The organism is Streptomyces sp. NPDC006602 (genome assembly GCF_042870385.1).
Lineage (GTDB): Bacteria > Actinomycetota > Actinomycetes > Streptomycetales > Streptomycetaceae > Streptomyces.
On sequence record NZ_JBIAHG010000031.1, the window covers coordinates 18,835 to 42,787 of the forward strand.

The 23,953-nt window shown below is 68.0% G+C and carries 23 protein-coding genes and 1 pseudogene; 12 read left to right on the forward strand and 12 right to left on the reverse strand.

Annotated features, from left to right (window positions below):
• Nucleotides 1-370: 370 nt before the first annotated feature.
• The gene (locus tag ACFYO2_RS40225) at nt 371-979 is read right to left on the reverse strand and encodes a TetR/AcrR family transcriptional regulator (protein WP_388359818.1); all 609 of its coding nucleotides are present in this window, start codon (nt 977-979) and stop codon (nt 371-373) included.
• A 252-nt stretch (nt 980-1,231) separates the two neighbouring features.
• On the opposite strand from ACFYO2_RS40225, the gene ACFYO2_RS40230 reads away from it, so the two are divergent.
• Nucleotides 1,232-2,287, forward strand: a complete 1,056-nt coding sequence (locus ACFYO2_RS40230; protein WP_388359821.1) for an aldo/keto reductase — start codon at nt 1,232-1,234, stop codon at nt 2,285-2,287.
• Nucleotides 2,288-2,424: 137 nt separating this feature from the next.
• Here the strand turns inward: ACFYO2_RS40230 and ACFYO2_RS40235 are convergent, their stop codons facing one another.
• The 3 genes from ACFYO2_RS40235 to ACFYO2_RS40245 form a co-directional block, all read right to left on the reverse strand.
• The gene (locus tag ACFYO2_RS40235) at nt 2,425-3,483 is read right to left on the reverse strand and encodes an LLM class flavin-dependent oxidoreductase (RefSeq protein ID WP_388359824.1); all 1,059 of its coding nucleotides are present in this window, start codon (nt 3,481-3,483) and stop codon (nt 2,425-2,427) included.
• Nucleotides 3,483-4,016 (reverse strand): SRPBCC family protein, encoded by a 534-nt coding sequence (locus tag ACFYO2_RS40240; protein ID WP_388359827.1) that lies wholly within the window; start codon nt 4,014-4,016, stop codon nt 3,483-3,485. The genes ACFYO2_RS40235 and ACFYO2_RS40240 overlap by 1 nt, the downstream gene beginning before the upstream one ends.
• Nucleotides 4,017-4,127: 111 nt before the next feature.
• A complete protein-coding gene (locus ACFYO2_RS40245; RefSeq protein ID WP_388359829.1) occupies nt 4,128-4,625 on the reverse strand; it encodes a winged helix-turn-helix transcriptional regulator in 498 nt (165 codons plus the stop codon).
• A 106-nt stretch (nt 4,626-4,731) separates the two neighbouring features.
• On the opposite strand from ACFYO2_RS40245, the gene ACFYO2_RS40250 reads away from it, so the two are divergent.
• Nucleotides 4,732-5,628 carry a short-chain dehydrogenase/reductase gene (locus ACFYO2_RS40250; RefSeq protein ID WP_388359831.1) on the forward strand — a complete coding sequence of 299 codons (897 nt, stop codon included), beginning with the start codon at nt 4,732-4,734 and terminating at the stop codon, nt 5,626-5,628.
• Nucleotides 5,629-5,683: 55 nt separating this feature from the next.
• On the opposite strand, the gene ACFYO2_RS40255 is transcribed toward ACFYO2_RS40250, so the two are convergent.
• Nucleotides 5,684-6,367 (reverse strand): TetR/AcrR family transcriptional regulator, encoded by a 684-nt coding sequence (locus ACFYO2_RS40255; RefSeq protein ID WP_388359942.1) that lies wholly within the window; start codon nt 6,365-6,367, stop codon nt 5,684-5,686.
• A 260-nt stretch (nt 6,368-6,627) separates the two neighbouring features.
• Here ACFYO2_RS40255 and ACFYO2_RS40260 point away from each other — a divergent pair, with 260 nt between their 5' ends.
• The 3 genes from ACFYO2_RS40260 to ACFYO2_RS40270 are packed head-to-tail and all read left to right on the forward strand — an operon-like array spanning nt 6,628 to nt 10,035.
• Nucleotides 6,628-7,596, forward strand: coding sequence for an enoyl-CoA hydratase/isomerase family protein (locus ACFYO2_RS40260; protein ID WP_388359832.1), 969 nt, complete (start codon nt 6,628-6,630; stop codon nt 7,594-7,596).
• A gap of 7 nt (nt 7,597-7,603) precedes the next feature.
• Nucleotides 7,604-8,527 carry an alpha/beta hydrolase gene (locus ACFYO2_RS40265; RefSeq protein WP_388359834.1) on the forward strand — a complete coding sequence of 308 codons (924 nt, stop codon included), beginning with the start codon at nt 7,604-7,606 and terminating at the stop codon, nt 8,525-8,527.
• A gap of 35 nt (nt 8,528-8,562) precedes the next feature.
• Complete coding sequence (locus ACFYO2_RS40270; protein WP_388359837.1) at nt 8,563-10,035, forward strand: class I adenylate-forming enzyme family protein; 1,473 nt, start codon at nt 8,563-8,565, stop codon at nt 10,033-10,035.
• A 147-nt stretch (nt 10,036-10,182) separates the two neighbouring features.
• Here ACFYO2_RS40270 and ACFYO2_RS40275 read toward each other — a convergent pair whose 3' ends face one another.
• Complete coding sequence (locus ACFYO2_RS40275) at nt 10,183-10,350, reverse strand: hypothetical protein (RefSeq protein WP_388359839.1); 168 nt, start codon at nt 10,348-10,350, stop codon at nt 10,183-10,185.
• 663 nt (nt 10,351-11,013) lie between these two features.
• On the opposite strand from ACFYO2_RS40275, the pseudogene ACFYO2_RS40280 reads away from it, so the two are divergent.
• From ACFYO2_RS40280 to ACFYO2_RS40290, 3 genes and pseudogenes are all read left to right on the forward strand, one after another.
• Nucleotides 11,014-11,805, forward strand: a pseudogene (locus tag ACFYO2_RS40280) (NADP-dependent oxidoreductase); the annotation flags it as partial.
• Nucleotides 11,806-11,991: 186 nt separating this feature from the next.
• Nucleotides 11,992-12,690, forward strand: coding sequence for an SDR family oxidoreductase (locus ACFYO2_RS40285; protein ID WP_388359842.1), 699 nt, complete (start codon nt 11,992-11,994; stop codon nt 12,688-12,690).
• A gap of 115 nt (nt 12,691-12,805) precedes the next feature.
• A complete protein-coding gene (locus ACFYO2_RS40290) occupies nt 12,806-14,257 on the forward strand; it encodes a DHA2 family efflux MFS transporter permease subunit (RefSeq protein ID WP_388359844.1) in 1,452 nt (483 codons plus the stop codon).
• 178 nt (nt 14,258-14,435) lie between these two features.
• Here ACFYO2_RS40290 and ACFYO2_RS40295 read toward each other — a convergent pair whose 3' ends face one another.
• Entirely contained in the window at nt 14,436-15,308 is an 873-nt protein-coding gene (locus tag ACFYO2_RS40295; protein ID WP_388359847.1) for an alpha/beta fold hydrolase, read from the reverse strand.
• A 74-nt stretch (nt 15,309-15,382) separates the two neighbouring features.
• Here ACFYO2_RS40295 and ACFYO2_RS40300 point away from each other — a divergent pair, with 74 nt between their 5' ends.
• Nucleotides 15,383-15,988 (forward strand): CGNR zinc finger domain-containing protein, encoded by a 606-nt coding sequence (locus ACFYO2_RS40300; RefSeq protein WP_388359849.1) that lies wholly within the window; start codon nt 15,383-15,385, stop codon nt 15,986-15,988.
• Between the two features lie 16 nt (nt 15,989-16,004).
• Here the strand turns inward: ACFYO2_RS40300 and ACFYO2_RS40305 are convergent, their stop codons facing one another.
• A complete protein-coding gene (locus ACFYO2_RS40305) occupies nt 16,005-16,478 on the reverse strand; it encodes a winged helix-turn-helix transcriptional regulator (protein WP_388359945.1) in 474 nt (157 codons plus the stop codon).
• Nucleotides 16,479-16,677: 199 nt separating this feature from the next.
• Here ACFYO2_RS40305 and ACFYO2_RS40310 point away from each other — a divergent pair, with 199 nt between their 5' ends.
• A complete protein-coding gene (locus ACFYO2_RS40310) occupies nt 16,678-17,250 on the forward strand; it encodes a TetR/AcrR family transcriptional regulator (protein WP_388359851.1) in 573 nt (190 codons plus the stop codon).
• A 133-nt stretch (nt 17,251-17,383) separates the two neighbouring features.
• Here ACFYO2_RS40310 and ACFYO2_RS40315 read toward each other — a convergent pair whose 3' ends face one another.
• Nucleotides 17,384-18,268 carry an alpha/beta fold hydrolase gene (locus tag ACFYO2_RS40315; RefSeq protein ID WP_388359854.1) on the reverse strand — a complete coding sequence of 295 codons (885 nt, stop codon included), beginning with the start codon at nt 18,266-18,268 and terminating at the stop codon, nt 17,384-17,386.
• Nucleotides 18,269-18,968: 700 nt separating this feature from the next.
• Here ACFYO2_RS40315 and ACFYO2_RS40320 point away from each other — a divergent pair.
• Nucleotides 18,969-19,718: an alpha/beta fold hydrolase gene (locus ACFYO2_RS40320; RefSeq protein WP_388359857.1), complete on the forward strand. Its 750-nt coding sequence runs from the start codon at nt 18,969-18,971 to the stop codon at nt 19,716-19,718.
• 353 nt (nt 19,719-20,071) lie between these two features.
• Here ACFYO2_RS40320 and ACFYO2_RS40325 read toward each other — a convergent pair whose 3' ends face one another.
• The 3 genes from ACFYO2_RS40325 to ACFYO2_RS40335 all read right to left on the reverse strand — a co-directional run bounded on the left by ACFYO2_RS40325 (nt 20,072) and on the right by ACFYO2_RS40335 (nt 22,820).
• On the reverse strand, nt 20,072-21,028 hold the full coding sequence (locus tag ACFYO2_RS40325) for an NADP-dependent oxidoreductase (RefSeq protein ID WP_388359860.1): 957 nt from the start codon (nt 21,026-21,028) through the stop codon (nt 20,072-20,074).
• Nucleotides 21,029-21,379: 351 nt separating this feature from the next.
• Nucleotides 21,380-22,414, reverse strand: coding sequence for an IS481 family transposase (locus tag ACFYO2_RS40330; RefSeq protein ID WP_388359947.1), 1,035 nt, complete (start codon nt 22,412-22,414; stop codon nt 21,380-21,382).
• 40 nt (nt 22,415-22,454) lie between these two features.
• Entirely contained in the window at nt 22,455-22,820 is a 366-nt protein-coding gene (locus ACFYO2_RS40335) for a VOC family protein (RefSeq protein WP_329538112.1), read from the reverse strand.
• 92 nt (nt 22,821-22,912) lie between these two features.
• Between ACFYO2_RS40335 and ACFYO2_RS40340 the strand changes: the two genes are divergently transcribed.
• Nucleotides 22,913-23,869 (forward strand): helix-turn-helix transcriptional regulator, encoded by a 957-nt coding sequence (locus ACFYO2_RS40340; RefSeq protein WP_388359862.1) that lies wholly within the window; start codon nt 22,913-22,915, stop codon nt 23,867-23,869.
• Nucleotides 23,870-23,953 lie beyond the last annotated feature (84 nt).

Below are 23,953 nucleotides of genomic sequence, written 5' to 3' on the forward strand. Positions count from 1 at the left end.
TGGGCCTTGGCGACCCTCAGCCGGGCCTTGGCCCGGTTCGCCGAGACCTTCACCTTCTTGGCAGCCTTCGCTGAGCCTTCGCCGGCCGGGCACGGTCCTTGAGCAGGCGCAGTCGGCGACCACCGCCCGGCAGGACAAGCCCGCCTCCTTCCCGCGGGCCGCGGGCGCAGCGGCGAGCTGCGGTTTCGTGCGGAAGACCGGGCGGACCGGCCGCGGGCGAAGTGGTGGGCGGGGGTGTGGGGAGTCGCGTGCAGCGGTTACGCAGTACACGCGGCCGTCGGTCCACCACCGTGGTCACCGTGACGATGTCGTTGTCCGTCTTGCCGCCCCGGCCCAGCCACTGCCGGCCCAAGAGAGGTTGCCGACCTCATCACAGGGATGCCGGGCCGACGTCGGCAAGGGCGGCATCGATCAACGACTCTGCGATGGATCGCGCGTACGCGCCAGTGTGACTGCTGTTGAGTGCGGTTCCGCGTGCGGCCGCGCCGTCGAAGAGCAGTGCCAGTTGCTCACCCAGGGTTTCCGGGTCGGCGGCCCCGGCCTGCCGTGCGATGTCCGTGAGTCGGCGGGCGAACTCCCTCTTGTATGCCGCGGCCAGCTGGTGGACGGAGTGACCGGGGTCGGGTACCTCGACGCTCACGTTCAGGAACGGGCAGCCCCGGAACGGAGCGGGGGTTTCCGGCAGCTTCCAGTCGTAGATGGCGAGGAGTTGCTCACGCGGGCTCGGCGCCGGTTGGGCGGGCGACAGGGAGACGGGCAGGAGATCGCCCACCAGGGACTGCAGGTATGCCGCAATGAGCTCGTCCTTGCTGGGGAAGTGCGTGTAGAGGGTGCGTTTTGATACTTCGGCGACGGTCGACAGCTGGTCCATCCCGGTCGCGTTGATCCCCTGCGCCGTGAACAGCTCGGTCGCCGCTTTGAGGATCCGCTCCCGGGCGCCACGCCCACGACGCCGACGCACGGGGTGAGATTCGGTCACATCCTTAAGCATACCGATCGTTTTACATAAGCCAGTGGGCCAGCTACGGTGGGGACTCAAGTAGACCGATCGTCTTACTTAGCCACGCCTCGCATCGCGCTGCATACGGATGGGTGGTTCGTCGGCGGCGCACCCGTCCAGGGCCCGCTCGGCGCCCCCTTCACGCCTTGCCGGGCCCACGTCCAGACCGCCACCTGACCCGCCACCGCCCGCCCCAGCTCATCAATGCGAAATCAGCACCAAGGAGACCTGATGCGTTACACGACCTTCGGACGACGGACCGGACTGCGCGTTTCCGAGTACGCACTCGGTACGGGGAACTTCGGCACCGGCTGGGGTGCCGGCGCCGAGCCGGACGAAGCGCGCCGGATGTTCGACAGGTTCGCCGAGGCCGGCGGAACGTTTCTCGATACCGCGGACGGCTACCAGTTCGGCGAGTCCGAAGAACTCGTGGGCAAGTTCGTCGCCGCCGACCGGGACCACTTCGTCCTGGCCACCAAGTTCACCAATGGGGCCGGCCCGCAGCCCGGCATCTCCAGGACGGGCAACAGCCGCAAGAACATGGTCGCTTCGCTGGAGGCGAGCCTGAAGCGCCTCGGCACCGACTACATCGACCTGTACTGGGTCCACTTCCCCGACAACCTCACCCCCATGGAGGAGATCCTGCGCGGACTGGACGACCTGGTCAGCTCCGGCAAGATTCTCCACGCCGCCCTGTCCAACTTCCCCGCATGGCGCGTCTCCCGCGCCGCCACCCTCGCGGACCTGAAGAACTGGGCACCGGTCACGGGCATCCAGATCGAGTACAGCCTCGTCGAGAGGACCCCCGACCGTGAACTGCTGCCGATGGCCGAAAGCCTGGGCCTCGGCGCCGCCCTGTGGTCCCCGCTCGGCGGCGGACTGCTCACCGGCAAGTACCGCCGCGGCACCGAGGGACGGCTGAGCGATCTCAAGACGCTCGTGCACACCGAGAGCACCGACCAGAAGACCGCCGTCGTCGACACCGTCCTGGCCATCGCCGAGGAGACCGGCGCGACGCCCGCCCAGGTGTCGGTGGCCTGGCTCCGTGAGCGTGCCGCACAGGCGTCCACCTCGTTCGTGCCGATCATCGGCCCGCGCAACCTCACCCAACTCGACGACTACCTGGGCGCCCTGGACGTCCAGCTCGCCCCGAAGCAGTTCGCGCGCCTGTCGGACGTCAGCGCAATCCCCCTCGGAGTGCCCCACGAGGCGACCGCTCGTGCCCGAGACGCCGTCCAGGGCGGTGACGCTTCCCTCGTCAGCCAGCCCGCAGTGCCCGCGGCCTGAGCGGTGGTCCCCCTGCCCGCAAGACCGTAGCGAGAGATGCCATGAAGGAGCGTCACGCCTCGGATGGTCGACCTGAACCGGGGCCCGGTGGACGGTGTCGGCGCCTGACGACCGCCCTCGGCCGCCATGGCCTGTGGCTACCGTGCCGCCTCGTCCTCGATGTCGCGGACCAGGTCGATCGCCCGGCCCAGGGTGGCGAGTCGGGCGTCGAGGGTCTCGCCGGCGGGATAGAAACGAACGGTGTCGACACCGACATCGCGCCACACGCGCAGCCGCTCGCGCACCATGTCCTCGGTTCCGATCAGTGTGGTCGCCAGCACCATTTCGTCGGTGATCAGGCCGGCCGCGCCGTCCCGGTCACCGGCCTGCCAGTGTGTCCGGACCTCGGCCGCGACCTCGGCCCAACCCTGGCGACTGTAGGCGCTGTTGTAGAAGTTCGTGGTCGCGGAGCCCATGCCGCCGAGGCTGAAGGCCAATTCCTTCTTGCGTCCGGCCACCATCGCGCGCAGCGCGTCCTCGTCGTCCGCGAAGGCGACCTCGGCGCCCTGGCAGATGTCGAGGTCGGCGCGCTTGCGACCGGCGGCGGCGAGCCCCTGGTCCAGGTGGTCGAAGTACGCCTCCTCGGCACCCTCCGGAACGAAGCTGGTACCCAGCCAGCCGTCGGCGATCTCGCCGGTCAGGTGCAGCATCTTCGGCGAAAGTGTCGCCAGGTATACGGGGATGTCGTGCTCGGCGCGCATCGACAGCCGCATGGGTTTCGCCTCGCCCGGCAGTGGGATCTGGAACTCCCGCCCCGCGTAGGAGACCTTCTCTCCGGTCGCGGCCTCTCGCACGATCTCGACGTTCTCGCGCATCCGCGACAACGGCCGGGAGAACGGCACACCGTGCAGCCCCTCGATCACCTGCGGTCCGGAAGGGCCGAGCCCGAGGAGGAAGCGCCCCTGGGAAATCTGCGACAGCGTGATCGCGGCGCGGGCGATGGCCATCGGCGTACGGGTGCCGAGTTGGATGATTCCGGAGCCGAGCAGCATGCGCTCGGTCTTCGCGGCGAGGTAGCCCAACGGTGACGGCGCCTCGGAACCCCAGGCCTCCGCGACCCAGCAGATGTCCAGGCCGAGTTTCTCCGCCTCGGTGACGTATGCGACGATCTCACGCCAGTCGCCCCCGGAGGCTTCGATCGTGGTGGACGTACGCATCAGAGACTCGCCTCTCCTGAGCTCTGGGCACTCTCGGCCAGCTTCTTGATCGCTTCAAGGGTGGCCGTCATGTTGGCCTCGAACTCCCGCATGCGTACGAAGACGATCTTCTGCTCCTTCTCCGGCATGCGATCGATGGCGAAGGAGAGGCCCGAGCGGGCCGGCCCCATCTGCATCCACTGCCGCAGCAGTGTGCCGCCGTCCTCCGGCTTCAGGGTGAACCGCCAGAGGGCCGTCGGGTGTTGTGGATCCTCGACCGCCCAGGCGAGCACGCTCGGCGGCTCGTACTCGACGATGTGGGACGTGGTGGCCCACTCCCCCAACGCTTCATGCTTGCTCCGGCCGACGAATCGGGCCCCTGGAGCGGGTCCGCTCCTGCCGTCCAGCCATTCCACCGACTGCAGCTCGGGGCTCATGCGCGGCATCAGCTCGATGTCCGACACCAGCGCCCACACTTGCGCCGGCGCGGCGGCGATCCAGGTGTGGACCTCAGCCGTCGGCTTGTCCGCATAGCGCGCGCCCGTCCACTCCATGATCCCGCAGCCTCCCTGCCCGCCAAGAACGCTCACATGAGCACTGACCAGTAAAGTTGCGTAGATAGACTTACTTGTCAAGGGTGGCATGGCCACCACAGGGCTGCCGATTCAGCCCTCGAATCGCTCCCGCACATCCGGCCGTTCGGCCAAATGCGGTGGATACCCGGGGCCCATCCGGGGGCGGGTGTTGTCCGCTGTCATGGGTTCGCCGCAAGCGGCGCACACCACCTCGGCATGGGTCTCCTGCCCGCACACCTCGTGGCTCATCGCCACCGGCGGGCCCGCCTCACCGGCCAGCCAGCGGTCTCCCCACCGGTTCATCACCAGCAGCACGCCAAAGAAGTCGCGCCCCTTCTCGGTGAGCACGTAGTCGTACCGGACCGGCTCGGTCTGGTAGGGCCGCTTCTCGAGCAGCCCCTCCCCCACCAGCCGGCGCAGCCGGTCCGTCAGCGTATTGCGGGCGATCCCCAGCGACTCCTGGAACGCGTCGAAGCGCTGGATCCCGTAGAAAGCCTCACGCAGCACCAGCGGCGTCCACCAGTCCCCGAGCAAGTCCATGGTCCGCGCGATCGAGCAGGGCCACTGCGCAAAGGATGTCCGCCTCATGACAGCCAGCATAGGTTCGTCCAGTCGTGAGACCCAGCAGGTGAACCGAGCAGCGACCGGTGCGCGGCCTCTTGTGTTCCATCAATAACGAAGTTATGTTGCCGCCATGAAACGTGACTTGCTGGGCAGAAGGCTGGTTGTCACCGGAGCGGCACGCGGCATCGGCGAGAAGGTGGCCCGACTGGCCGCCGCCCGCGGTGCTCGTGTGACCGTGATCGGACTGGAACCCGATCGGTTGCGCGACCTCGCCGAGGACCTGGGCCCCGCCGCTTCGTGGCGTGAGGCCGATGTGTGCGACGGTGCCGCCCTCCGGTCGGCGATCGACGCGGCGGCGGAGGTGATGGGCGGCATCGACCTCGTCGTCGCCAACGCCGGCGTGGTGGCGTACGGGACGGTGCGGCAGACGGACGAGGCGTCGTTCGAGCGGGTGATGGACATCAACCTGAACGGCGTGTTCCGCACGCTCAAGTACGCGACGCCCCACCTGGAGCGCAGCCGGGGTCACGTGCTGGTCGTGGCGTCCGCGCTGTCGTTCATGCCGCTGGCCGCGATGGCCTCGTACGGCGCGAGCAAGGCGGCGGCCGAGCTGCTCGCCCTGACCTACCGCCAGGAGGTGGCGCATCTCGGGGTCACGGTCGGCCTTGTGCACCCCTCCTGGATCGACACGGACCTCGTGCGGGGCGCCGAGGCGGACCTCCCCTCCTTCCAGGGGCTGCGCCGGCGGCTGCCCTATCCGGGCAACGTCACGACGAGCGCCGACCGGGCGGCTGCCGCGATCGTCGACGGGCTCGTGCGCCGACGCAGCCGCGTGTACGTGCCGCGCGCGGTCGTCGTGGCCAACTGGGCGAAGGGAGCGCTGAATTCACCGCTGGCCTGGCCCTGGGCGAGGCGCTTCGCGGCCCGGGCGGTTCCGTCCCTCGAACGGGAGGTCGCAGCGCTGGGGAGGCATGACCAACTCGCGCCGGGTACCGATGCCCCTGCTGCGGAGACCAGGTCGTCCTAGCCGCACACGAAGCTGCGCCCAACCACCCGGCTCCTCAGTGGACTTGGACGATTTCTCAGTCATCTTGGACGATCGAGTCGTACAGTCGCGCGCCGGCCTCGTGCGAGGCCGCGGCACGTTCCCGCCTGTCACCCAAGCCGACAGAGAAGTTCACGCCCATCGGCAGGAGCACCTGCGCCACGGCGTCGTCGAACTCGACGAAATGCTCAGCCAGTTCAAGGGTGATGTAGCCGTGCACGAAGCTCCACAACTGGGCGGCGATGACTTCGGGTTCCTGGGGCTCGACCCTGCTGGAGCGCACGAGCCGTTCGCAGGCCGCAGTGACATGAGCGTGGGCTTCCCGAAAGGCCGGGGAACGCCCACTCAGGCGAAGGTCCGCATCCGACAGAGGCCGGTACGTCGCCCGAGTGGACAGCCCGAACATCAGGTCGTAGAGGTGAGGGTTCTCGCAGGCCAGCCGACGGCAGGTCAAGGCCATGGCAAAGAGATCCGCGATCGGGTCCTCCGTCACCGGTACCCGGGCGAACGTTCTGCCGAGTTCCTTGAACCCATGGTCGGCAACAGCGCTCATGAGCTCGGGGATCCCACCGAAGTGGCTGTAGAGCACCATCGTCGACAGTCCGCTCGCGGAAGCCACCGTGCGCGCTTTCAAGGCCGATGGCCCCTGCTCGGCCAGCAGACCGATGGCCGCCTGCACAAGCCGTTCCGGTGCGTCATCAAGCCTCGCCCGCCCTGCCATGTCGCGCACGCCTCCACTGTTGACACGTCCAAAATAACTTGGTTATGTAATCGATCACGACAATAGTACACATCGCATGTGACCTGCCGTCTCGGATACACGCGTCCGTCCTCGGACACGTCATCACGCGCTGTTCCAGTCTCCTGCCGCCGGTGCGGCCACAGCCCGTCGGGGCCAACCCGACCCATCGCTGCGACACGCATCCCCGGCCGTCGCCACGCATTTTCCACCCCCATGAACTCAGCACGGGAGCAGAATTCATGTCGTACAAAGACAAGGGCCATCTGGAGATCGAAGATCGCGGGGCCGTTCTGATCGTCCGGGTCGACGGCGGCCGGCACCAGGAGTTCGGCCTCGATATCGCCAAGCAGCTGGACAAGCTGGTAGCCCGGGCCGACCGCGATCCGAGCATTCGTGCCGTCGTCTTCACCGGGGCGCATCCCGAGCGGTTCGTCAGCCATGCCGCGGTTCGGTGGCTGCAGGAAGAGGGCGCCGCGAGCCCTACGGTCGGCCGGCGCGGTGCCGCCGCCGTCGTACGCGCGGCGAAGCACGTGGACCGGTCCCGTGTCCTCGGGGCCGTGATGCGCAGGACCCCGATGCGGGGAGCCCTCCAGTTGGAGCGTCTGCACACGACCTTCCTCCGGATGAACGCCAGCGGTGTCCTCTTCGTCGCCGCCCTCAACGGTTCGGCCCTCGGCCTCGGGGCCGAGTTCGCCTGGGCGTGCGATCTGCGGGTCATGGCCGACGGGGACTACTTCATCGGCCAGCCGGAAATCCTCCTCGGCATCATCCCGGGTGGAGGCGGCACCCAGCGGCTGACCCGCCTGATCGGCACCCACCGGTCCCTGGCCGCGATCCTCGAAGGCAAGCCGTTCACGCCCGCGGAGGCTCTCGCCAACGGGGCGGTCGACCAGGTCGTTGCGCAGCACAAGGTGCTCGCGCAGGCGGTCGAACTGGCGGAACGCTTCGGCAGGCGGTCCAGGGGTTCGGTCGCGGCCGCCAAGAGGTCGGTGTACTTCGGCGGCTCGATGTCGTTGGAGGACGGCCTGCACGTCGAACGCGCCGAGTTCTTCACCAGAGTCATGTCGAAGGAGGGACAGGAACTGATGCTCGACTACATGGAGACGACGGACGCCACCGGCGAGCTCCCGCTCTACCGGCCGAACACCTACGCGCAGGCGCTCACCTCGGGCAGTGTGCCCGGGCGCCGCTCGGCGAACGGACGGTGAGCAGACGATGACCACTGCACACTCCTTCACCCGTCACGACATCACGTTCCCCTCCGGCGACAGCACCTGCGCCGGGTGGTTCTACCTCCCCACGGGCGTCACCTCCCCGCCCGTCGTCGTCCTCGGGCACGGCCTGGGCGCCACCCGCGAGATGCGCCTGGACGCCTTCGCCGAGCGTTTCGCACAGGCCGGCATCGCCGCCGTGGCCTTCACCTACCGGCACTTCGGCGACAGCGGCGGCCACCCACGCCAGCTCCTGTCGATCAAGCGTCAGCTCGCCGACTGGGATGCCGCCCTCGCCTACGTCACATCCCGCCCCGACGTCGACCGCTCCCGTGTCGCGGTCTGGGGCACCTCCTTCGGCGGCGGCCACGCCATCACCGTCGCCTCACGCCATCCAGAACTGCGCGCGGCCGTGGCGCAGTGCCCGTTCACCGACGGTCTCGCCTCCGCGCTCGCGCTGGGCCCGGTCGCCTCACTCAGGGTGACCCCCGTGCTCGCCCGGGATCTGGCGACCAGACTCCGCGGCAGGGCGCCCGCGATGGTTCCCATCGCCGCCGCCCCCGGTTCACCGGCCCTCATGAACGCTCCGGACGCCCTGCCCGGATACCAGGCGCTGCAGCCGCCCGGGACGACGTTCCGCAACGAGGTGGCGGCACGGGTGATCCCGACCATCGCCGCCTACCGCCCCGGGCGTGCGGCGAAGAAGGCCACCATCCCGATCCTCTTCTGCGTCAGCAACACCGACTCGGTCACGCCCCCCGCCCAGACCCTCCGGTACGCGGGTACCGCGCCCCGCGGAGAGATCAAGAGGTACGACGCCGGCCACTTCGACTTCTACACCGGCGAGACCTTCGAGGAACTGGTACGCGACCAGATCGAGTTCCTCGCCCGCCAGCTGCACCCGGCACCCGCCGCATCGACTCCTTGACCGGACCGCATCACACCGAGACAGGTACGCCCGCCATGAACTTCGCTTCTCTGCCCGACCGCCGCGCCGAGCTCGACCCCCACGGGGCCGCGGTCTCCGACGGGCACCACTCCCTCACCAACACGCAGTTGCTGAGCCGGGTCCGAACGGCAGCGCGCCAGCTCCAGGACCTCGGAATCGGTCCCGGTGACGTCGTCGCCCTCAAGCTGACGAACCGCGTCGAGTTCGTGATCCTGCTGTTCGCCGCCTGGCGGTTCGGCGCCACCATCACACCGGTCAACCCGAGCATGACCGACGTCGAAGTGGTTCGACAGCTCAAGGACTCCGTTGCGCGCCTGCTGGTGGTCGAGGACGGGGCGGCCCCGGTGCCGGACGGTGTTGCCGTACTCGCCGTCGGCCAGCTGTACGAAGGAACGGCAGGGCCGGATCAAGCACCGCTTCTCAATCCGGCCACCCTGGCCCTGCTCATCTACACCAGCGGTACGACCGGGGTGCCCAAAGGTGTGATGCTCGACCACGCCAACATCGACGCCATGGTGGAGATGGGGCGCCAGGCGTTGGAGGTCGGCCCGGCCGATCGGTGCCTGCTGATCCTGCCGCTCTTCCACGTCAACGGCATCGTGGTCAGCGTCCTTCTGCCGCTGCTCGTGGGCGCGAGCGTCGTCATCGCGGGCCGGTTCGATCCCCGCACCTTCTTCGATCTCGTCGAGCGTGAGCGCCCCAGCTTCTTCAGCGCGGTGCCGACGATCTACAGCATGCTCGCGGCACTCCCGGACGGCGTCCGGCCCGACACGTCGTCACTGCGATTCGCAGTCTGCGGCGCCGCACCCGCCTCCGCCGAGCTACTGACCCGGTTCGAGGCCCGGTACGGGTTTCCGCTCCTCGAGGGGTACGGCCTGTCCGAAGGAACCTGCGGCTCCACCATCAACCCCGTCGCCGGCCCTCGACGCGCCGGGACCGTGGGACTTCCCTTCCCCGGCCAGGAGATCCGGATCGTCGACGCCAGCGGCAGCGAGGTGGCGCCGGGCACGGACGGTGAAGTCGTCGTGAGGGGCGCCAACGTCATGCGTGGCTATCTCGGCCGTCCGGACGAAACGGCCAAAGTCATCCTCGACGGCTGGTTGCACACAGGCGATGTGGGCCATCTCGACGCCGAGGGCTATCTGACCCTGGTCGGGCGCTCGAAAGACATGATCATCCGTGGCGGGGAGAACATCTACCCCAAGGAGATCGAGGACGTGCTCGCAGGCGACCCGTCGGTGCTCGACGCCGCCGTGATCGGCGTACCCGACGAAAAGTGGGGAGAGGTGGTTGTCGCCTACGTCCAGCCGCGACCGGGGTCGACTGTCGATCCGTCGGCGCTGAAAGCCCTCTGCGCGCGCAGCCTCACCGGCTACAAGCGCCCGACAGCGTTCTTCGTGGTGGAAGCCATACCGAAGAACGCGGTCGGCAAGATCGACAAAACCTCGTTGCGTACTGGCCACGCCGCCCTCTCTGCCCGGCCTTGACATCCCCAAGTCCGCATCGGGCAAGATCCTCCGCAAGGATCTCCGCTCCGCGGCCGCGTGACACAAGGCCGCACGGCTTCTTCGGCAGGCCACCCCGGCCACCGGCGCCGCGCCCCGTCATAGGCGCGGCGCCCTGCACAAACCGCATCAGGTGTTCCCGCCCGGGGGCAGGAGTGCCTCGCCGAGCATGCGCCAGTACGGCATCGCGGACTCGCCCGGCTCGATCCCGATCACCTGCACCGCGACATGATCGGCTCCGGCCCCTACATGCGCAGTGAACTTCTCGACGATGGTGTCCAGATCGCCCCAGAACACGAGGTCGTCGACAATGCGGTCGCTGCCACCGGCGATCTCCTCCTGCGAGTAGCCCAGCCGACGGAACTTGGAACGCGTCCGGTCCGAGGATCTCGCGCGCCTGCGCGGTGTGCGCCACGCTGACGTGGTAGGTCTGCGCGCCGGCCGTGCGTTGGCGAGCCAACTCGAGCATTTTGGGCCCGTACGCGGCCATGATGCGGCGCATCGGAGTCTTCGGCAGGGGGTTGGGAGTCTCGACCGCATCCATCTCGTCCAGGTACGCCGTCATGGCCGCCAGGGGCTTGGTTCCCGGCCCCTGCCCGCCGCCGAATCCCAGACCGAGCACATGCCGGTCGGGGTAGGCGTCGGCCAGCAGGAGGGCTGCGCCGTACGCCCAGCGGGCCCCGCGTGACCAGATCTGTGCGATGCCGTTGACGACACGCATCTGATCGGTGCTGGAGAGCAGATAGCCGGCGTGCGTGAGCGCGTCGCGCCCGAGGAGCTCGGGAATCCACAACGCCCGCCAGCCCTGTTCACAGGGGCCGCTCTTTCATCCGCGAGGAGAGTTCGATGGGCAGCATTGATGGCCTGGATCTCGGGACGTTCGGCGTCTACACCTTCGACTTCGAGGTCCAACCGGCGGCGCTGATACGCGAGTCGGTTCAGGAACTCGAGCGCGCGCCGCTGGACGGCCCCGCCGTCGGCCGCGTCTTGGCCTCCAATGCCGAGGGCTTCGCTCCCGGTGACTACGTGGTGCACGTTCTCGGCTGGCGTGACTACGCGATCCTCGACGCGGCGGGCGCTCAGAAGGTGGACCCGAATCTCGCTCCGCTCACCGCCTACCTCGGTGTGCTCGGCGTCCCCGGCCTCACCGCCTACATCGGGCTGGAGCGATTCGCGAAGATCAAGGAGGGCGACACGGTCTTCGTCTCCGGTGCGGCAGGCGCCATCGGCACCCAGGTCGGCCAGATAGCCAAGCTGAAGGGCGCCGGCCGGGTGATCGGCAGTGCGGGCTCGGACGAGAAGGTCAAGCTGCTGGTCGAGGAGTACGGCTACGACGCGGCGTTCAACTACAAGAACGGGCCGGTCGCCGAGCAACTGGCGCAGGCGGCGCCGGACGGCATCGACGTCTTCTTCGACAACGTCGGGGGCGAGCATCTGGAGGCGGCGATCGGCTCCCTCAAGCTGCACGCACGGATCGTCCTGTGCGGGATGGTCTCCCAGTACAACGACGAGAAGGTTGTGGGGCCGCGGAACCTGTGGAACCTGTCGGTGACGCGTTCCGACATCCTGGCGTTCATGTTCAGCGAAGAGCTGGACCTCCAGCCGGACTTCGTCCGTTAGGTCGGCGGCTGGCTCGCCGGGGGCAAGCTCCGCTACCGCGAAACGGTGCGGAACGGCCTCGACAACACCCTGGACGCCTTCTTCGCGATGATGCGGGGCGAGAACGTCGGAAAGATGATCGTCAAGCTCTGAGTCCACCTTCGAAGGACCACCGAAAGGGGCCTGCCGTGCGCACGGCAGGCCCCTTTCGGTGGCCGTGGGCACAGTCGGCGCGCCAGGGGCGGGGCGCACCCTTTCGCGCAGAGCGCTTGCGCTCACCGACTCACCCCGCTTAACATTACGGTCATACTTCAATCGCCCGCTTCGTCAGGAACCTCCATGGACCTCTCCACCAGCACCGCCCTTGTCACCGGAGCCAACCGGGGCTTCGGCCGGGCCCTCGCCGCCGAGCTGCTCAGCCGCGGCGCCACCGTCTACGCCGGCGCCCGCAACCCCGACCAGGTCGACCTGCCCGGCGCCAAGCCGATCGCGCTCGACATCACCGACCCCGCCTCCGTCGCGGCCGCCGCTCAGGCCACCGGCGACGTGACCATCCTCATCAACAACGCGGGGTCCTCCACCGGCGCCGACCTGCTGACCGCCGACCTGAACGACGTCCGAGTGGAGATGGACACCCACTACTTCGGCACCCTCTCGGTGACCCGCGCCTTCGCACCCCAGATCGCGGCCAACGGCGGCGGCGCGATCCTGAACGTCCTGTCCGGCCTGTCCTGGGTCAGCTTCCCAGAGCTCGGTGCCTACTGCGCCGCCAAGTCCGCGGAGTGGTCGCTCACCAACGCCCTGCGTCTCCAGCTCGCCGACCAGGGCATCCGCGTGGCCGGCCTGCACGTCGGCTACATGGACACCGACATGGTCAGGGCCGTCACCTCGGCCAAGTCCGACCCCGCCGACATCGCGCGGATCGCCATCGACGGCATCGCCGCCGGCGCCTACGAGATCCTCGCGGACAACGCCGCCCGCCAGGCCCAGGCCGCACTGGCCGGAGGCGTCTCCGTGCTCTACCCGCAGCTCCCCTAAGAGCTCCGAACAATCCGCACCGAGCCGGATGCCGGTGCTCGCTGCCGCACGCCATGCCGTCGCCCGCGGCACGTCCATTGATCCGTCGCCCAGTACGTCTGCGCAGGGAGCACCAATGAAACAGCAACGCAAGCAACCGGCCCGGCGCGGCAGCGCCTTCTGGGCCGTGGCCATCACCAGCATGGCCGGATTCATCACCGCGCTCGACAACCTGATCGTCACCACCGCCCTCCCCTCCATCCGCGAGGACCTCGGCGGTGGCCTCGAAGACCTCGAATGGACGGTGAGCGCCTACACCCTCACCTTCGCGGTCCTGCTCATGTTCGGCGCCTCCCTCGGCGACCGGTTCGGCCGCCGGAGACTGTTCGCCATCGGGCTCGGCATCTTCACCGCCTCCTCCGCCGCGGCCGCACTCGCACCGGGAATGAATGAACTGATCGCCGCCCGAGCAGCGCAGGGCGTCGGAGCCGCGATCGTGACGCCCCTGACGCTCACCCTGCTGGCGGCCGCCGTCCCCGCCGAACGGCGCGGCGCGGCCCTGGGTGTCTGGGGCGCGGCCAGCGGCATCGCCGTCGCCATGGGACCGCTCATCGGCGGCACGCTCACCGAGCACCTCTCCTGGCAGTGGATCTTCTGGGTCAACGTCCCGCTCGGCCTGGCGCTGATCCCGCTCGCCCTGCTGCGGCTGGACGAGAGCCACGGCCCGAACCCGAGCCTCGACCTGGTCGGAACAGTCCTGGCCAGCGGCGGCCTGTTCGGCATCGTCTACGCCCTGATACGCGGCAACGACGACGGCTGGACCAGCACGTCGGTGCTGGGCGGCTTCATCGTGGGTACGGCCCTGCTCGTCGGCTTTGTCCTTTACGAACTGCGCGCCAAGCACCCGATGTTGCCGATGCGCCTGTTCCGCAACCGTTCCTTCAGCGCCATCAACGCGGCCAGTCTGCTGATGTTGCTGGGCATGTTCGGGGCGATCTTCCTGCTCAGCCAGTACCTGCAGACCGTCGGCGGCTACTCCCCGATGGAAGCCGGCGTGCGGATGCTGCCCTGGACCGCCATGCCCATGATCGCCGGGCCGCTGGCCGGAGCACTGTCCGACCGCATCGGCGGCGCTCCTGTCGTCACCGTGGGCATGGCCCTGAACGCGGTGGGCCTCGGGCTCTGGGCACTGGCGGTCGAGCCGCAGGTGTCGTACACCGCCCTGCTGCCGGCGCTGATCGTCTGCGGAATCGGCATGGGGATGTTCTTCGCACCCAGCGCGAACCTCGTCATGAGCACGGTCCGCCCGGAGGAGCAGGGCATCGCCTCCGGCGCCAACAACGCCATCCGCGAGGTCGGCGGGGCCATCGGCGTCGCCACACTGGCCGCCGTCTTCTCCGCCCAGGGCGGCTACGAGTCCGCCTCACGGTTCGTCGACGGGCTGGTCCCGGCGCTCTGGGTCGGGGCCGGCGCGGTCGCCCTGGCAGCGGCCCTGGCCTTGCTGATGCCCCGGCAGCGCAAGGCCGACGCCCCGGCCCCCGGCCTTGCCACGGGAGATGCTCCGGCCGGCATCGCGGTCGCGACCTGAAGCCCGCACCGAGGGGCGGCCCAGCCGGTCACGGCTGGGCCGCCCCTCAGCCTGTCCTGCCTTCCAGGTTCGCTCGCCGTGCGGGGTCATCACACCGAGGTCGAGGACCCCTCGGACAGCGCGCCCCTCGGACCGGCGCTCGACCGGCTGAGGGGGACCGCTTCCCTCATCTCGGGGCTCACCAGCTCGTCTTGCCGACGAGGAAAGACCTCAGATGCGCCAACAGAGCCTCCGGCTGCTCCTCCGGGATGAAGTGGCCGCACTCCGGGATCTCGGCACCGGTGACGTCGTCCGCGTAGGCCTGCCAGATCTCCAGTGTCGGCAGGCGGGAAGGCAGCCCCGCGGAGCCCCACAGCGCCAGCAGCGGCATGGTGAGGCGGCGGCCTTCGGCGGCGTCGATGTCGTCGAGCGCGGTGTCCTCCTCCATCGCGCGGTAGTCGTCGAGGCTCGCCCGCAGGGCGCCCGGGCGGGAGAACGCACGGACATAGCCGTCGACCGCTTCGGGGGTCAGTCCGTGGCGGTTGTACGTCCACCGCTCGAAGAAGTACTCGAGATACCCACGGATGTCGTGCCCCACCAAGCGCTCGGGCAGATCGGGCTGCATGTGGAACAGCCAGTGCCAGTACCCGGAGGCGAGCGAGGCGTCCAGGCGGCGGAACATCTCCCGGGTGGGAATGATGTCGAGCACGGCCAGCCGCTCCACCTGGTCCGGTCGGTCCAGCGCCCAGCGGTGCCCCACGCGAGCGCCGCGGTCGTGGCCAACGACCATGGCCCGCTCGAAGCCGAGCGCCTCGACGAGGCCTGCGATGTCGGCGGCCATACGCCGCTTGTCGTAACCAGTGGTGGGCTTGTCACTCAGCCCGTATCCGCGCAGGTCCGGGGCCACAACCGTGTGGTCCGCGGCGAGATCCGCCAGTACCGGCCGCCAGCAGTCGGAGGTCTGCGGCCAGCCGTGGAGCAGGACGAGCAGCGGTCCGGACCCGGCTCGGACGTAGTGCAGGCGGACCCCGTCCACCTGCGTCACTCCGGTCGTCGCTGTCGGCTGTCCCATGGGTGCGCCTTCCTGACACCGGCCAGCACGAGCTAACCGTCTTAGGCGGTTAAGCTAGCGTGCAGAATGGAGGCGTGGCAACGGACGACATGTGGATCTGGGATGGCGGACGGGTCTGCCTGGACTTCGCCAACACCCTCCGCAGCCGGTGGAGAACCAATCCGGAGGAGTCACTCCGGGGACCGGACGACCTGATGGGCTGGCTCCGGGAGGCCCGTCTGCTCGCACCAGGGACCACCGAGCCCGCCACGGCAGCCGTTCTCATGTCCGCCCGACGGCTGCGCGAGAGCGTCGACCGGGCCGTACTGGCGGTCGCCGACGGCCGACTGCCCACATCCGGCGACGTGACGCTGCTCAACCAGTCGGCAGCGGCGGCCCCCAGACCCGCCCTGCAACTCGTCATCGCCGACGACCGCCTGGAACCCGCCGGCACCACGACCCTCGCCGCCGACCCCACACTCGCGCTGGCGCTCATCGCCCAGGACGCCGTCGACTTGCTTCTGTCCGCCGAGATCCGGCGCGTACGCGTCTGCGGGGCGGACCGCTGCGCACTGCGCTTCCTGGACCGCTCCCCGGCCCGCAACCGCCGCTGGTGCTCCATGTCCCGCTGCGGAAACCGCACCAAGGTCCGCCTGCATCAGGCGCGTACACGACAGAGCGGCCGGATCACGGAAAGCTGACGGAGGAGTCCTCAGCTCACTTGGGCGATCTCATACGAAAGGCTGGGCCGGGGACGCTCTCAATGTCCTTCGCTTGCACCGGGTGGCCCAGTTCGCAGCGAATCTGGACGTCGACGCGCGCGCCGCACTCGCGGTGTCGCGCCAGTACCGCCGGCCCCTCCGGGTCAGCGCGGTATCGGTCACCCCACTGCAGCAACCCCATCACGGCCGGTACGAGATCCATGCCCTTAGAGGTGATCACATACTTCGGCCGACTCCGCGAACCAGGCTCCTTGTACGTCTCGGTCGCCAGGATTCCTTCCTCCACCAGCATCCGAAGCCGCGCCGCGAGAAGGTTGCGAGGACAGCCGAGGACGCGTTCGAAGTCGCCGAAGCGGGACGAGCCGTACCAAACCTCGCGCAGAATCAGGATCGTCCACTTCTCGCCCACGATCTCAAGAGTCCGCGCGATCGAGCAGTTGGACGTGTCCCGGTCGAGTCGGGGGTCCATGCCGGTGTCTGGGAGAACTTCGGTCCACGCATCCATGGCAGCGATTCTAACCGAGTTTGAGTTTACTTTTAGATACTCAGACATCGGCGCGACGATCGGTTACTCGACCCGTCATAATATTACGCGCGTCAGGCCATAGGCTAAGCTGAGGTTGCAAGGCAGCGGTCTTACACTGCTCAAATTCCGACGGGAGGAAGTTGTGGCGCGCTACGCCAAGGAGCACAAGCAGGTGACGCGGCAACGGATCATCGAGAAGGCCGGCCACCGATTCAAGCAGGACGGGATTGACGGCTCGGGCATCTCGACACTGATGGCGGACGCAGGGCTCACCAACGGCGCGTTCTACGCCCATTTCGCCTCCAAGGACGACCTCGTCGCAAACGTCGTCGCCCAGGAACTGCGCACGCAGGCGGAGAAGTACGACACGCTGCGGCCCGGCCGGCAGGGGCTCGAGGACTTCGTGCGCGGCTACCTGTCGCCCGAGCACCGTGACCAGCCCGGCACCGGATGCCCCTCCGCCGCGCTGCTCGACGAGATCGGCCGCTGCGCGGACGTCACCAAGCAGGCGTACACCGAGGGCACGACGGCCGTCGTGGAAGAGATCGCCGCCCGTCTGGCGCCTGCGGATCCGCAGTCCGCTCGCGGGAGGGCCATCGGACTCTTCACCATGATGGTGGGGACGCTGCAACTGTCCCGCGCCCTCGCCGACCGCAAGTTCGCCGACGAGGTCCTCGAGCAGGGAATCGCGAACGCCCGCACGTTCATGCACTGAGAGGAACGACCGAGCCGCAACAGTGTGGTGGCTGACCTCCGCCGGGCGATGCGCGCGCATCGAGCCGAGCCCGGATGCGATAACCGTTCCACGCGTCCGGGCATGGCCACCCGCGGCCTCGTGAAGTGACCTCTCAGACCTCGACCCCGACCGGCCGACGGGCGTCGACCACCTGGACCGGAGAAGTCTCCAACGTCCCCAGCGCGCAATCCGCCGCCCGCCCCTCACGCCCACTACCCTCCAGGAAGTCGAGGGCTTTCGTCACGAACTGCTCGTGGAACTGGAAGATGCCTCCGTGGCCGGCGTCGGGGTAGACGACCAGGTCGGCGTGGGGCAGTCGCCGCGCCAGGTCGTATGAGTTCTTCGTCGGCACCATCCTGTCACTCTCGCCGTTGGCGACGAGCACGGGCTGATGGATGACGGAGAGGTCCTGGGACTGCGTGAACCCCCAGCGGTGGATGGCCTTGAGCTGGGCGAAGTACGACGTGAGAGAGATCACCTTGTCCCGGTCGTGGGTGCGCTCCTTGAGACGGGCCAGGAACTGCTTTCCAGCTCGGCGCCCGCCCGCGGTGCGGGTGAAGAAGAGGAACTGCTTCGGGTCCTGGAGGGTGAACAGGGCCCGGACGGTGTCGAGATGGGACAGTCGGCTCACGTTCTCGATGCCCTCGCCGCCCGCGGGGCCGGTGCCCGTGAGGATCAGCTTGCGGACGAGCTGCGGTTCGTTCTGCGTGATCACCTGGGCGATCAGGCCGCCCATCGAGAAGCCGTGCATGTCGACCTGCTCGAGCCCGAGTCCCCGGATGAAGGTGACGGCATCCTTCGCCATCTCCTCGATCGTCTTCGGTGTCGAGCCGCTGGAAGCGCCGACACCCCTGTTGTCGAAGGTGATGACGCGATGCCTGGCGGCGATGCCGTCGACGACCCGGGGGTCCCATTTGTCGAGGACCGCGGCAAGGTGGGTGATGAAGACCACCGGGACGCCGGTCTTCGGACCGAGGTCGCGGTAGGCGAAGGTCACTCCCAGGCGGTGAGGGTGCGAGTGGGTGCCTTCTTGTACGAGGTCACCGCGTCACCTCGTACTCCTTGTGCGTCGTTCACGGCCGCGCACTTCCGCAGGGGTTTCTGGACTGCGGCTGCAGTCAGTTCGGTCGCCGGCGGAAGGCCCGTAGGAGTCGGAACCCTGGTCGGTCAAGTCCAAGTCCTTCAGCATCACGTCGACTATTGAATTAGGACCATACTTTTATGCGTTCCGCAAGAGACGCGCCGCACGCGATGACAACGAAGGCCGCGGCGGCGAATCGGCTCTGCCGGAAGTCCGCCCCCTCCCCCGTGGGCAGGCCCTCGATGTCGCGACACAAGAGAGAACGGCCCCTCTTGCAGCCCGCCGGCCGGCCGCATAGAATGATGACCGTAATCTAATCGGCGGGAGCCTGGTGCCAGCCTGACCGGCATCTATGACGCGAGGTATGGCCGCTCCGAAGAGTTCTGCCACCGAGGCGAGCGTCGGGCACTGCACCCAGCGCGCCCGAGGACCCCGTCTCCTTCTGGTCCTCCGGCAACGAGAACGCCTCGACACCCCCTACATGAAAGACCTGGACATGAGCGCACCGCGAAATTCCCCGCCCCCCTCACGATCGTCGTACAAGGACGCACCCACCCGCTCCGTGTCCGTTGACGGACTGGACTTCGTCTATCGGCAGCTCGGCCCCGAGGACGGTGTGCCGCTGATCCTCCTGATCCACATGGCCGGTAACCTCGACAACTGGGATCCGCGCGTCGTCGACGGACTCGCCGCACGACATCGGGTGATCACCTTCGGCAACCGCGGGGTGGGCGGGTCGGGCGGCTCCACGCCGGACACGATCGAAGGGATGGCCCACGCCGCGGTGCGGTTCATCCGCGCCCTAGGCTTCGACCAGGTCGATCTGTTCGGTCTGTCGATGGGCGGCTTCATCGCACAGGTCATCGCGGAAGAAGAACCGCGCCTCGTCCGCAAGGTCATCCTCGCGGGCACCGGCCCCGCCGGAGGGCCCGGCATCGACAAGGTCCCAGCGCTGGCCGTCCAGGCCACGATCAAGGGCGCCTTGACCCGCAAGGACCCGCTGCTCTCCCTCTTCTTCACCGACACCGCAAGCGGCCGACGGGCAGGACGCGCCCTCCTCCGACGGCTGAAGGAGCGCACGGACAACCGAGACAAGAACATCTCACTGCCGTCGCTCCGCGCCCAGCTGAAGGCCGTCAAGCGATGGGGCCGCCAGGAACCGTCAGACCTGTCGGCAATTCGCCAACCAGTCCTCGTGGCAAACGGTGAGAACGACCGGATGGTGCCCAGCCGGAACACAATCGACCTGGCTGCCCGTCTACCCAAGAGCGAACTTGTCCCCCTTTACCCTGATTCCGGCCATGGGGGGGTCTTCCAGCACCACGAGGATTTCGTCACAAGGGTGCTTGGGTTCCTCGAGTCCTGAGCTTGGTGACTCCTCCTCCACCCCGTGAACGGGGTGGCTTTGCCGGTTGTGGGGTGTTCCTCGCGATCCTGAACGCAAAGGCTGAAAGCGCCGGGCGGGACCAGGCTGAGCACGGTCTTATGCGCGTGGTCGAGGCGCTGGCGGCGTACCTTGCCGTGGAGCTGGGCGAGCTTGTCCACGGCGCGCCGGTGGTAAGGAAACCCGCCCCCACCCGCCCGGACCGCGCACCAGATGCGCGCCGCCCGGTAGTGGAGCGAAAGCGGGCGACCAGGGTGCCCAACACCGTTCGGGACACCCGGCTGAGCAAGAAGTCTGGCAACAGCACTCACTCCCGCTCAGCCTGTAGGAACGGTTTAGAGGGTGATCTTCCCTTCCACGGTCAGCACGATCTTGCCGGTGGTGCGGCCGGTCTCGCCCAGGGTGTGGGCCTTGGCGGCCTCGGCGAGCGGAAAGGTGGCCTCGATGTGCGCGCGCAGGGCGCCGGTTTCGACCAGGTCGGCGATGGCCTGCATGCCGGCGCGGTCGGCCTCGACGAGGAGGGCCTCGTAGCGGATGCCCCGCTCGGCGATGTCGGCCAGCTCGGCGGGGTCGACGGGTACCGGAAGGATCGAGACGAGGGTGCCGCCCGGGCGCAGCACGGCCAGGGAGCGGGCGCGGGCGGCGGTGTCCAGCGAGATCGGGTCGAGGACCACGTCGATGTCCTTGACGGCCTCGGTGAAGTCGACGGTGTGGTAGTCGATGGCCTCGTCCACTCCCAGGGACCGCAGGAAGTCGTGCTTGGCGGCACTGGCGGTGCCGATGACGTACGCGCCGCGGGACTTGGCGATCTGGACGGCGAGATGGCCGACGCCGCCGGCGGCCGCGTGGATGAAGACGCGCTGCCCGGGCTGGACATCGGCGGTGTCGACGAGTGCCTGGTAGGCGGTCAGGGCCGCGAGCGGGAGGGCACCGGCCTGGATGTGGTCGATACCGGCGGGCTTGTGGACGAAGGCGCGGGCCGGGCCGGTCACGTACTCGGCGTGGGAGCCGACCCCGTGGGGGTAGGGCAGCATGCCGAAGACCTCGTCACCCGGCTTGAACAGGGTGACGCCGGTGCCAACCGCCTCGACGACTCCGGAAACGTCCCAGCCGAGGATGAGGGGCAGGCCGGTGGTGGTCATGGGCTGGGCGCGGTTCCACCAGTCGGTCGGATTGACACCGGCCGCGCGCACGGCGATCAGGATCTCACTCAACCCCGGCTCGGGCCTGGGAAGTTCGACTTCCTTGAGCACCTCGGGGGAACCGTAGGTGTCCTGGCGGATGGCACGCATCGTGGCAGCATTAGGATTCGTCATGCGTCCAGCATCGCTGCCTGGCACTCCTGGCGCGATGGCATGAATGCCAACTTTCAACGGGATCATGCCACGACGTACGTGTGTCAATTCATGCGTCGGCCGCGCCCAGGCTCGCCGCGCTGGAGGGAGCAGAGATTCAGGCCCCCCTGGCCACACTCGGCGATGACCCTCTTGAGGTCGTCCACCGAAGTTCTTGACGGCACTCGGCGCCGTCGGGGGCCAGCAGCGGGTTGTGCCGAATGCAGTCCGGCCGCACGGAACGATCGACGACGGATGTGTCGCCCCGCTCGAACACGCCTCCCTGAGGACGTGGACGGCGACGGCCTTCTAGGTGTATGAGGGCTCGACGTTGGTGACGCTCTCGCGGAGGCGTGCTGCTGGCGGCTTTCCGGCGGCAGCACTATGCGGCCGGTGGTAGTTGTAGTGGATGTTCCACACTGTGATCGCGGCTGACCGGGCGTCCTCGCTGGTGAACTCGCGGGCGTAGAGGACTTCCTCGGCAATGATGCGCTGGTAGCGCTCCACCTTCCCGTTGTGCCGAGGTGTGTATGGTTTGGTTCTCTGACGCCGGGTGCCTTGCCCGATGATGCGGGCGAAGTCGCCGGAGCGGTAGCAAGCGCCATTGTCGGTGACGACCCGGTGGATGTGGTTGATGCCGTGGGCGGCGAACCAGACCTTCGCCCGGGCGAGGAAAGCAGCAGCCGTCGCGCCCTTCTCATCGCCCAGCGGTTCTGTGTAGGCGAGCCGTGAGAAACCATCGACGACGGAGTGCAGGTAGACGTAGCCACGCTTCGCCCCGGCCGACTTCGCCCGACTAGCGACCTTGGCCTGATCGCTGTCCCGGCCGTGGATCCGCCACCCGCCGCCATCAGGGATCCGGCCGACCTTCTTCACATCCAGGTGCACCATGTGTCCGGGCCAGCGGGCGATGATCTTCCCCGGCTTCCGGTTGTTCTCACCGCCTGGGTCGATGAAGCGGCGTTCGCCGAGGCCGAGCCGGGTCAGGTGTCGGCTGACAGTTCGCCGGTTGATCACAAACCCGATACTCACAAGTTCGTCGGTGATCCGTTGCGCGGACCACTTGTGCTCGCGGCGCCAGGACTCGATCTGCTCGATGACCCATGCTGGAGTCGCGTTCGGACTCCGGTGCGGACTCGACGGCCGGTCTTGCAATCCCGCATCACCGTGTAGCCGCCAGCGATTTACCCACTTGCTGGCGCATGCGCGAGAGATGCCCATCTCAGCGGCGACGTGGGCGATGGGACGTGTCTGGCACCGCTTCACGAGCCGCCTACGGCCCTCGACGCTCAGGGGCGCATCGCGTGGGGCACTCGTCGTCCTCTCGAAGTCAGACGACGGCAGGCGCGACACCTATCGTGCGCGCCTGCCGCATTGCGGCCTTTCAGTCCTGCGGTGCGACGCGGATACGGTTCCCGTCAGGATCGGCTGCGAGGAAGGTCAGCCCGAACCCCGCATCATGAGGCTCGCGCAGGATCGTGACCCCCTTGGAATTCCACTGCTTAAAGGTCGCGTTGAGCTCGTCGGGTCCACCGTCGATGGCCAGGCAAACCTCACTGGTGCGCGGGACGTCCGGTGACAGATCCTCGAACTGGCCAGACCACAGAGCGAGGTCAGCGCCTGGCCCGAGGTCGAAGGTGATATATCCCGAAGTCTCGAACGAGGGGCTCATGCCGAGGAGGTCGCCGTAGAAACGAGCTGCGGCGGGAGCGTCGTTCACGTAGACGATGGACACGACGGATGTGGTCATGGTTGTTCCTTCTCACAGGTCGTAGGTACGCATCCACCAGCCTGACCGGGATATGCGCCGCATCGTGTCGCAATTCCTGAAAAAATTGGTGTGTGACCCCAGATCGCTTCTTCACCCTGATGCTGCTCCTCAAATCGAGGGATGCCGTGACCACACAGGAACTTGCCTCAGCGCTCGGGGTGTCCCTTCGAACCATCACCCGGGACCTGAACTGGCTCCGCGACGCCGGTCTGCCGGTGACCGCACACCGGGGCCGCCTCGGAGGCGTGACCATGCTGCCCGGGTCCGGCCTCGACCTCACGCGACTCACACCGGGCGAGCGTGATCATCTGTCGCTCACCGGGCTGGATGAGAAGCAACGTGCGGAGCTCAACGCATCGGTCGAAAGCCGGCGCGCGCTCTCCAAGATCGTCGCTACACAGCCACGTCGAGTTCATGAGCTCCTGCCGCTCACCGACGTAGTGCACGTGGACAGCCGCCCCTGGCTCCAGACACGAGCTTCCGGCACGACTCCGGCTTCGCTGATCGGCTCAGTGCGGCGAGGTCGCCGACTACGGATCGAGTACGACAGCCCACGCGAGTCATGCCTGGTCGTTGATCCCTACGGGCTGTTCGCCAAGGCCGGCATCTGGTACCTCGTCGCCGACTGTGCCCAAGTGCCACGGATGTACCGACTCGAACGGATCACGACGTGGAAAGAAGTCGACCAGCCACGACGGATCCGCGAGAACCAGACCCTGGCCACCGTCGCTGCAGCGCTCATTGATCAGTGGGAACACAACCACGCGATAGAGGTCAGCGCCACCATCGACCAGACCCAGATCGAGCGAGCGCAACGGATCTTTGGCCAACGACTCGTCCCGGACGACCATGAAGAATCCGCCACTGGCCGCAAGGTAACGATCCGCTTCCTGCATCTGGAGGACGTGCGAGCACTACTGCCGTTCGGGAGCGCCATCACTGTGCACGGCCCCACCGAAGCCAGGGCTCACCTCCGCGACCTCGCCACCAACCTTGCCCACCACTATGCGCCGTCACCAACGTCCTGACCCGCAACAGCTGGGGCGTGTATCGAATGTGCTGCTCACAGCCATTCGGCTACCGTGTACCTCTTCGACTGCTCTCTGCTCGAC